The organism is Microbacterium sp., from assembly GCF_036566905.1.
GTDB lineage: Bacteria > Actinomycetota > Actinomycetes > Actinomycetales > Microbacteriaceae > Microbacterium.
The window spans coordinates 26,889-35,736 of record NZ_DATCVK010000147.1; the positions used below are offsets into that span (position 1 = coordinate 26,889).

An 8,848-nucleotide genomic window follows, 5' to 3' on the forward strand; every position below is an offset into this window, starting at 1 on the left:
CCAGCCTACCGGGGGCGCGTTTGCACTCGTCCCACGCCCGCCGCCGGCTTCGTGGCCCTGTGCAGCGCGACGATCCCCATCGACAGGTTGCGGTGGGCGACGTTCGTCCACCCCGCCTCGCGGATCCACGCCGCCAGCGTGCGCTGGTCGGGCCAGTCGCGGATCGACTCGTTCAGGTAGTCGTACGCCTCGGCGTTCGAGCTCACGGTTTTCGCGACGACCGGCAGCACGCGGCCATTGTAGAAGCGGTAGAGCCCGTTGAAGGTCTTCGACGGCGGGTGCGAGAACTCGCAGATCACGAGCCGCCCGCCGGGCTTCGTCACGCGCAGCAGTTCGCGCAGCGCCTTCTTGGGCTCGTTGACGTTGCGCAGTCCGAACGACATCGTGACGGCGTCGAACTCGTCGTCGCCGAACGGGAGCGCGGTCGCGTCGGCCTGCACGAACGACAGATTCCGGATGCCGCCGCCCGGCGCACCTGCCCCGTGCCGGCGCTCGCCCTCGGCGATCATGCCGGGCGAGAAGTCCGCCGCGACGACGTCGGCGCCGCGGCCGGCGAGCGCCACGCTGGACGCGCCGGTTCCGGCGGCGAGATCGAGGATGCGCTGGCCGCGACGAGGGTCGACCGCACGTGTCGTCGCAGCCCGCCAGAACCGGTCGTTGCCCATGCTGAGCACCGTGTTGGTGCGGTCGTAGCCGGCGGCGACCTGGTCGAACATGCCGCTCACGCGCGAGGGATCCTTGCGCAGGTCGGCGCGATTCGGCTCGTGATCGAAGGGGTGCGATGCCACGGCTTCGAGTCTAGGCGGCGCTGCCCGGACGAGCGGGGCCGGACGTCTCGGCCAGGCCCGAGGCACCGGAGAAGGACACCGGCGGGGGTGGTGCGACCGCGTCGTACGCGGAGAGCCGGGCGAGCCAGCCTTCGGGCGTCGCGTCGTCGAAGGGCGCTTCTGCCGCGGCGACGCGACGCTCGAGGTCGACGGCGAGCGCCTCGAGCCGCTCGACCAGGTCGAGCGGGTAGCCGTAGGCGACGCGGTGCTCGTCCCACTCGTCGCGATCGTCGATGAAGAGCCCACGGTCGTCGATGGCCTTCACGACGTCGAGGTCCATGTCTATCCCGCGCGGCTCGCGGTTCTCCCATCGGATGTCCCACGCGATGTCGATGTAGATGCGCACGCGCCGGGGGGAGCCGTGGACGGTCATCGCGTGGTCCCCGCTCGGCGGGAGCAGCGTCACGTTCGGACCGTCGGCGAGGAACTCGAGCCCCGGACGGACGTTGCGCCACCCGTCGGGCTGCCCGATCCAGTCGCCCCACCGGTCGCTGCCGAGGTAGATGCCGTCGTTCACCCAGTGGGCGCCGCCGTCCCATTTCGTCCAGCGGAACTGCAGCGGCGCACCCGGCACAGGACGGTCGGCGGCACCGGGAACGAGCGGCGGGTGGGCGTCGGCGGTCACCCCGCGAGTCTAGGCTGGAGGGGTGACATCTGCGCACCGACCACCCGCGCTGGTGGTCGAGACCCGCGAGATCGAGCACGTCGACGACCTCCTCACGTACGCCTCGCCCGACGAGCCGCTCGCGTGGCTGCGCCGCGGCGACGGCATCGTCGGCATCGGTTCCGTGAGCGGGTACGAGCGGGGGCCGCAGAGCGGTTCTGGCCCGGACCCCATGACCCCGGCCGACACGTGGCGTCGGATCGCCGAGGCCGCTGAGGTCGACGATCCGGTGGGCCTGCCCGGCACGGGTCTCGTCGCCTTCGGCACATTCGTGTTCGACGACCGCTCATCCGGCACGAGCCGTCTCGTGGTTCCTCAAACGGTCGTCGGCCGTCATCGCGGGCGGTCATGGGTGACCCGCATCCGCCAGGCCGACATCGAGCTTCACGACCCCGCCGTCGCGCCGACGCCGTACGGGCCTTACTGGTCGGCGACCCTCGGCCCCGGCACGCTCAACCCGGCCGGCTATCAGGCCGCGGTGCGGCAGGCCGTGGACGCGATCGTCCGCGGCGAACTCGAGAAGGTCGTGCTGGCGCGCGACCTCGTCGGCACGATCCCGGCCGGCGCCGACCTGCGGCGCCTCGTCCGCGCCCTGGCCGACGACTACCCCGACACCTGGACCTTCGCCGTCGACGGCCTCATCGGTGCGAGCCCCGAGACCCTCGTCACGGCCTCCCGCGGCGTCGTCACCGCACGCGTGCTCGCCGGGACGATACCCCGCGGCACCGACGCGCACGACGACACCGAGGCATCCACCTCCCTCGCGCACAGCGGGAAGGACCTCGACGAGCACCGTTACGCCGTGCAGAGCGTGCTCGCGACGCTCGGCCCTCACGTCAGCCACCTGAGCGCCGATCCCGAGCCCTTCACGCTCAAGCTGCCGAATCTGTGGCACCTGGCGACGGATGTCGCGGGCGACCTCGCCGACCACGCCTCGGCGCTCGACCTGGTGGCGGCGCTGCACCCGACCGCCGCCGTCGCCGGGACGCCGCGCGATGCCGCGCTCGACCTCATCCGCCGGCTCGAGCCGTTCGATCGTCGCCGGTACGCCGGCCCGGTGGGCTGGGTCGACGGCGACGGGAACGGCGAGTGGGCCATCGCGCTGCGGTGCGCGCAGATCGGCGCGACCCCCCGACAGGCTCAGGAGCCGGCGCCGGCGGACGCGGCCGACAGCGACACCATTCCCGTGGTCGCCCACGCCGGTGCCGGCATCGTCGCGCAGAGCAACCCCGAGACGGAGCTGCTGGAGACCCGCGTGAAGTTCCGGCCGATCGTCGACGCCCTCGCCTGAGCGGGGCGCCGACGACCGGTCCGCGTCATACCGAGCGCTGGTAGGCGCGGATCGAGCGCAGGGCCCAGAAGAACGCCAGCGCCGCGAGCACCGCCAGGCCGCCGACCTGCCACCAGCTGCTCGCCGGATACTCGCCGCTGAGCCCGCCCCGGCCGACTTCGACGGCCCACGTCATCGGGTTCCAGCGCGAGACGTCCTGCACCCACTGGGGCATGAGGTCGGCGGGCATCATCGTGGTCGACAGGAACGTCGCCGGAAGCACGATGAGCTGCGACAGGCTGATGAGAGCGATCTGGCTGCGCGCCGTGAGCGCCACGGCCGTCGACGCACAGCAGAAGACGGTCGCCAGCAGCGTCGCGACGCCGAGCGCGACGAGAATGCCGCCGATCCCACCGGGATAACGGGCCCCCGCCAGCCAGCCGATGCCCAGCACCACGAACGACTGGGCGAGGTTGATGATCAGCTGCTGGACCAGCTGCCCGGTGATGATCGCCGACCGCTGCACCGGCGAGGTGAGGTACTGGTCCATGACACCCGAGTTGATGTCGTCGATGTAGCCGGTGCCCGCCCAGGCGCCGGAGTACAGCACCGTCATCATGAGGATGCCGGGCACGAGATAGTCGATGTACCCCTCGCCGCCGAACTGCGGCAGCGCTCCGAGCGACTGGAACACCTCGCCGAACAGCACGATCCAGATCACCGGCTGGATGAGCGACATGACCGGTCCCCACACCTGACGCATGGTGGAGATCAGCCATCGGTGCAGCACCTGTGCGGCCTGCGTGAACCATCCCGCGCGTGAGGCGACCGGGGTGAGTGCGAGTGTCATGCTGCGGCTCCTGTCCTGAGGGCGTCCGTCGAATCTCCGGTCCCCGAGCCGGTCGAAGGGCCGAAGGTGTGCCCGACGAAGTGCAGGTACACGTCGTCGAGGGTGGGGTGGGATGCCGCGACCTGCCCGAAGCGGACGCCTGCGGCATCCAGCGCGGCGATGACCGCGCCGACGGCCGCCGAGGCGTCTTCGGTGCGCGCGGCGAGGACGCCGTCCACTCCGGATGCCTCGATGACGACGTCGCGGAGTCCCGGGACGCGCCCGATCGCGGCGCGCACGGTCGCGGGGTCGGGCTCGACGAGCGAGACGCGCACCGAGTCGCCGTGCAGCGCGGCCTTGAGCTCGTCGGGCGTGCCCTGCACGACGGCGCGGCCCCGGTTGACGAGGAGCAGCTCGTCGGCCAGTCGGTCGGCCTCTTCCATGTAGTGCGTCGTCAGCACCACCGTGAGCGCCTCCTCCCCCGCGAGCCGCCGGATCTCGGCCCACATCGTGGCGCGCGCCTCGGGGTCGAGGCCCGTGGTGGGCTCGTCGAGGAAGAGCACGCGCGGCCGGTGGACGAGCGCCGCCGCGACGTCGAGGCGCCGCCGCATGCCGCCCGAGAATTTGCCGACAGGGCGGCGGGCTGCGTCGGCCAGGCCGAACTCGTCGAGCAGCCGGATGGCGCCCCTGCGTGCGTCCCCTGCGGCGACCCCGCGCAGCCGCGCGGCGATCTCGAGGTTCTCGCGGGCAGTGAGCAGGGGATCCGTGCTCGCCCCCTGCGACACGTAGCCGATGGCGGCGCGGACGGCCCCAGGATCGGTCGCGACGTCGTGTCCGGCCACGAGGGCGGAGCCGCTCGTCGGGCGCGACAGGGTCGTGAGGATCTTGGTGGTCGTGGACTTGCCCGCGCCGTTCGGACCGAGCAGGCCGAACACTCGGCCCGCGGGAACCTCGAATCCGAGACCGTCGAGCGCACGGACACCGGGTTTGCGGCCGCGACCCGGATAGACCTTGATCAGGTCGCGGGCGACGATGGCGGTGCCATCGGCGGTGGAGTTTTCAGGCATGGCGAAGCATCCCTTCCTTCCAAACGGGTTGTTGAGGAGCCGGGCGACGCTCTGCGGCGCCCGACGTTTTCAGGACTTCTTGTCGGCGCCGTCCGGGGTGAACAGCATGCGCGCGAGCACGAGCATCATGAGGGCGAAGCCGGCGACGAACGCCACCGGCGCCCACCACCAGCCCACCGTGAAGACGAGCACGGCGATCACCGCGAAGGTCACGAGCCAGATGACGGCGGTGTACACACCGAAGCGGGCAGCCGTCTCGGGCTCGCGCTCGAACCGGTTGGGCGGCTCGTTCCGCATCGCCTCACGGGTCCAGGCCTTGTGGCGGTTGGTCTGGGTCGCCCCGAGGAACGCGAACAGGACGATCGACGCGATCACGCCGAGAGCGGCGAACACGACACCCCACACCGGGAGCGCGCCCGAGATCACGAGCCCCGTGAAGCCGAGCCCGTAGGCACCGAGGAACGTGGCCAGCGCGTAGGAGGCTGCCCGGTTCTGCGGCATCGGATGGTTCGTCGTCGTCTCCTGCGAGAGCGAGTCACCCACGATGAGCGCCAGTGCCGTCGATGCCAGGCCGAAGATCCCGATCTGGGCGCCGACCGGGATCGGCAGCACCCCGACGGCGCCGAGGATCCCGAGCGCGATGGCGGCCACCGCCACGGCGGACCACGCCACGATCCGGGCCACGAACGCGGGCTGGGGCCGCACCCGGTGACGCTGCTGGAGCGCCGCGTAGTCGTTCGCGAGAGCGCGCGGCGAGGCATCCGACGTCTCATCGAGCAGGGCGCGGACGTCGCCGAGCTCCGCGATCGCCTGGCGGGCGGCTTCAGCGGGCGCGACGCCGGCCGACTCGAGCTCGTCGACGCGAGCGACGAGGTTCGCGCGGACCTCTTCTTTCAGGTCCTGGGCGTCGGGCGTCATGCCGATGCCCTGGAAGGCCTCGTCGAGGAGACGGTGGATGTCGGTGTTCATTGCTGGCTCTCCTTCACGTCGAGCAGTGCGTCGATGATGCGCCGGGTCGCGGTCCAGGCCGCGACGTTGCCGCGGAAGACCGCGCGGCCGGCGTCGGTGATGCGGTAGTACTTGCGACGTCCGCCCTGCGACTCGTCACCCCAGTAGGACTCGACGAGTCCGTCCTTCTCGAGGCGGCGGTAGGTGGCGTACAGCGTCGCCTCTTTGATCTCGTGGTCGCCGCCGGTCGCATCGCGGATCGCCTTGTAGATCTCGAAGCCGTACGCGTCGCCGCGGCGGAGCACGCCGAGCACGATCGTGTCGGTATGACCGCGCAGCAGGTCGGCCGCGAACGCGTCGTCGTGTGTCATGTCAAGTACTTTATCAGATCAAGTACTCAAGGGCATCAACTACTTTACTCGCCCCTTGTCATCACCCTCGCGGGCCCCCGAACTTCGCGAAACGCGAGTGCGGGTGAGGCTAGCTCGCGGCCAGCCGCTTCTTCTCGGCCTCCACGTCGAAGGTCGCCGCGGGCCAGTGCGGGTCGATGTCTTCCAGCGCCTCGAGAAGCAGGTGCTGCACGGCGAGGCGTGCGTACCACTTTCGGTCCGCGGGCACGACGTGCCACGGCGCGTGGTCGGTCGAGGTGCGCTCGAAGACGGTCTGGTACGCCGCCATGTACGACGGCCAGAGCTGCCGCTCGTCGACGTCGCCGGGGTTGTACTTCCAGTGCTTGTCGGGGCGCTCGAGGCGCTCCATCAGTCGCTTCTTCTGCACGTCGGGCGAGATGTGCAGCATCACCTTGACCACCCGGGTGCCGGTGTCGGTCAGGCGCTTCTCGAAGTCGTTGATAGCGCCGTAGCGGCGCTCGATCTCTTCAGCCGGCGCGAGCTGTCGTACGCGCCCGATCAGCACGTCCTCGTAGTGCGAGCGGTCGAAGACGCCGATGAGCCCCGACACGGGGAGGCGCTGCTCGACCCGCCACAGGAAGTCGTGCTCGAGCTCCTCCGGAGTCGGCTTCTTGAACGCCGAGAGCACGACGCCCTGCGGGTCGACCGAGCCGACGACGTGCCGGATGATGCCGCCCTTGCCCGCGGAGTCCATGGCCTGCAGCACCAGCAGCACCGCGGCATCCGTCGCGTCGACGCGGCTGCGTGCGTAGAGGCGCTCCTGGTACTCGTCGAGCTGCGCTGCGCCCGCCTTCAGGTCTTCCGCGGCCTGCACCTTGTCCTTCGCGTATCCCGGCGTGGAACGGGTGTCGACGTCGGCGAGGAGGAACCCGTCGCCGACCCGGAGGAGATCGGCGACGTCGCCGATCCAGTGCTTCTGACTCGAGGCGATCATGGAGCCATCATGGCGCGCTTCGGCGCGCCGCGACCAGGTTTGATCCATCGCGCCGTCCGGCGGCTCCGCCGGCGATGCGCCGGAGGTCAGCGCTCGAGCGGCACTTCGATGAGCTGGCGACCCTCGACCGGCGACGTGAGCGCCTGATCGAGCGCCGACCGGGTCGTGACCCGTCGGTACTCCCACCCGTAGGCGAGCGCGAGCTGCTCGAGGTTCACCGCGTGCGGCGTGTAGAGCACGCGGTCCATGACATCGGAGCCCGCCACGGCCGCCACTTCCAGTCCGTCGAAGATGGTGCCGCCGCCGTCGTTGCCGACGACCAGCTGGATGCGCGGCTGCTCCTCGTGCGGGGGCAGCAGCAGGGCACCGACGTCGTGCAGCAGGGCGAGGTCTCCCAGCAGCACGCGCGTGACGCCCGCGACGCCGGCCGACTGGCTCGCCACGGCGATGCCGGTCGCCGTGGCGATCGTGCCGTCGATGCCCGCGAGCCCACGATTCGCGTGCACGGGCACTTTCTTGCCCGGGAGCACCTGATCGGCCACCCGCACCAGTCGCGACGAGCCGAACACGAGGCGGTCGTGGGGCCAGGAGGCGCGCCAGACGGCGTCGACGAGAGCGGCGCGATCGATCGGCGCGCGGATGACCTCGAGCTCCGCGGCGATCGCACCCAGCCGCTCCCCGGGCACCGCCGACGAAAGGCCGTCGGCGTCAGGGGCGGGAGGGGTGAGATCGACGGATGCCGCGCGCGACGCCTGCAGCCATGCCCCGAGCCAGGCACGGTCGGGGTCGCCGGTCGCGACGGCGATGCGGTCGGCGGCGAACGTGACGCCGTTGAGGTTGAGAGGTTCGCCGGGACCACGCACCGCGACGACCTCGACGTCGGCATCGGCGAGGAGCGCCGCCGTCTCACGGCTGAGCGTGGGATGGCCGAGCACGACCACGCGCTCGATGCGCCCGCCGAGCTCGGGGTCGCGCAGCAGCTCCCGGTACCCGTGCACGAGGTGGCGCCCGAAGCGGGCACCGCTCACGATCTCGGCGACGAGCGGCCACCCGCCGACGTGCGCGAGCTGCTCGGCATCGGGGCCGGCGTCCGCTCCGGCGAGCACGATCGTGCGCGGTCCCCGCTCTAGGACGAGCGGCGCATCCTCGGGCTCGGTCGGGACGTCGGACTCGCCGATCCCGCCACCGCCCTGGTAGAGCGCTCCGGATGCCTCGTCCTCGGCCTCGGCGTCGACGGGCGGCCCGTCGGGGTCGTCGTCGACGGCGGTCTCGAGCTCCCTCGCGGGGACGCCCATCCATGCGGGAAGCGCTCCGGCCAGCGGCTCGCGGTAGGGCAGGTTCAGGTGCACGGGCCCGGGCGCGCGGGTGCCGGCGCCGAGCGCGGCGGCGACGGCCTCGTCGGCCAGCGCCCGCAGCATCGCGCTCTGATCGTGCGTGCCGTCCGGATCGACCGCCTCCGGCACCGGCACGTCGGCCTCGAGCCGCACGGTCGGTGCGAACATCCCGGGCTGGCGTGTGGTCTGGTTCGCGCCGACGCCGCGCAGCTCGGGCGGACGGTCGGCTGTGAGCAGCAGGAGCGGCACACCGGCGTGATGGGCTTCGAGCGCTGCGGGGAGCAGGTTCGCGACTGCCGTGCCGGAGGTGCAGACCACGGCCGCCGGCATCCGTGTCTCCCGTCCGATGCCAAGCGCCGTGAAGCCTGCGACGCGCTCGTCGATGCGCACGTGCAGGCGGATCGAACCGCGCCGTTCGAGCTCCGCGGCGACGAGTGCCAGCGACTGCGAGCGCGAGCCGGGACTGAGCACGACGTGGCGCAGGCCCAGCTCCACCAGCCGGCACAGCAGCGCCGCGGCGGCGTCGGTCGCGGGCGCGGAGTCGAGCGCGCCCGCGGCGCGGCGG

The 8,848-nt window shown here is 71.7% G+C and carries 9 protein-coding genes; 1 reads left to right on the forward strand and 8 read right to left on the reverse strand.

Annotated features, from left to right (window positions below):
• Positions 1-5 precede the first annotated feature (5 nt).
• Both VIP82_RS11280 and VIP82_RS11285 read right to left on the reverse strand, forming a co-directional pair.
• Positions 6-788 (reverse strand): demethylmenaquinone methyltransferase, encoded by a 783-nt coding sequence (locus tag VIP82_RS11280; protein ID WP_331908570.1) that lies wholly within the window; start codon positions 786-788, stop codon positions 6-8.
• A 10-nt stretch (positions 789-798) separates the two neighbouring features.
• Positions 799-1,452, reverse strand: a complete 654-nt coding sequence (locus VIP82_RS11285) for a DUF402 domain-containing protein (protein ID WP_331908572.1) — start codon at positions 1,450-1,452, stop codon at positions 799-801.
• Positions 1,453-1,474: 22 nt separating this feature from the next.
• On the opposite strand from VIP82_RS11285, the gene VIP82_RS11290 reads away from it, so the two are divergent.
• Positions 1,475-2,782, forward strand: coding sequence for an isochorismate synthase (locus tag VIP82_RS11290; RefSeq protein ID WP_331908574.1), 1,308 nt, complete (start codon positions 1,475-1,477; stop codon positions 2,780-2,782).
• A gap of 25 nt (positions 2,783-2,807) precedes the next feature.
• Here VIP82_RS11290 and VIP82_RS11295 read toward each other — a convergent pair whose 3' ends face one another.
• The 6 genes from VIP82_RS11295 to menD all read right to left on the reverse strand — a co-directional run bounded on the left by VIP82_RS11295 (position 2,808) and on the right by menD (position 8,793).
• Positions 2,808-3,611, reverse strand: a complete 804-nt coding sequence (locus tag VIP82_RS11295) for an ABC transporter permease (RefSeq protein WP_331908576.1) — start codon at positions 3,609-3,611, stop codon at positions 2,808-2,810.
• Complete coding sequence (locus VIP82_RS11300; RefSeq protein ID WP_331908578.1) at positions 3,608-4,657, reverse strand: ABC transporter ATP-binding protein; 1,050 nt, start codon at positions 4,655-4,657, stop codon at positions 3,608-3,610. The genes VIP82_RS11295 and VIP82_RS11300 overlap by 4 nt, the downstream gene beginning before the upstream one ends.
• 69 nt (positions 4,658-4,726) lie before the next feature.
• On the reverse strand, positions 4,727-5,626 hold the full coding sequence (locus VIP82_RS11305; protein WP_331908580.1) for a permease prefix domain 1-containing protein: 900 nt from the start codon (positions 5,624-5,626) through the stop codon (positions 4,727-4,729).
• Entirely contained in the window at positions 5,623-5,976 is a 354-nt protein-coding gene (locus VIP82_RS11310; protein WP_331908582.1) for a PadR family transcriptional regulator, read from the reverse strand. The genes VIP82_RS11305 and VIP82_RS11310 overlap by 4 nt, the downstream gene beginning before the upstream one ends.
• A 109-nt stretch (positions 5,977-6,085) precedes the next feature.
• Positions 6,086-6,949, reverse strand: coding sequence for a polyphosphate kinase 2 family protein (locus VIP82_RS11315; protein WP_331908584.1), 864 nt, complete (start codon positions 6,947-6,949; stop codon positions 6,086-6,088).
• Between the two features lie 86 nt (positions 6,950-7,035).
• On the reverse strand, positions 7,036-8,793 hold the full coding sequence (gene menD, locus VIP82_RS11320) for a 2-succinyl-5-enolpyruvyl-6-hydroxy-3-cyclohexene-1-carboxylic-acid synthase (RefSeq protein ID WP_331908586.1): 1,758 nt from the start codon (positions 8,791-8,793) through the stop codon (positions 7,036-7,038).
• Positions 8,794-8,848: the final 55 nt, after the last annotated feature.

Coding starts and splice junctions, on each gene's coding strand:
- VIP82_RS11295 (WP_331908576.1), bottom strand. CDS start 3,611: ATGACACTCGCACTCACCCCGGTCGCCTCACGCGCGGGATGGTTCACG.
- VIP82_RS11310 (WP_331908582.1), bottom strand. CDS start 5,976: ATGACACACGACGACGCGTTCGCGGCCGACCTGCTGCGCGGTCATACC.
- VIP82_RS11300 (WP_331908578.1), bottom strand. CDS start 4,657: ATGCCTGAAAACTCCACCGCCGATGGCACCGCCATCGTCGCCCGCGAC.
- VIP82_RS11315 (WP_331908584.1), bottom strand. CDS start 6,949: ATGATCGCCTCGAGTCAGAAGCACTGGATCGGCGACGTCGCCGATCTC.
- VIP82_RS11305 (WP_331908580.1), bottom strand. CDS start 5,626: ATGAACACCGACATCCACCGTCTCCTCGACGAGGCCTTCCAGGGCATC.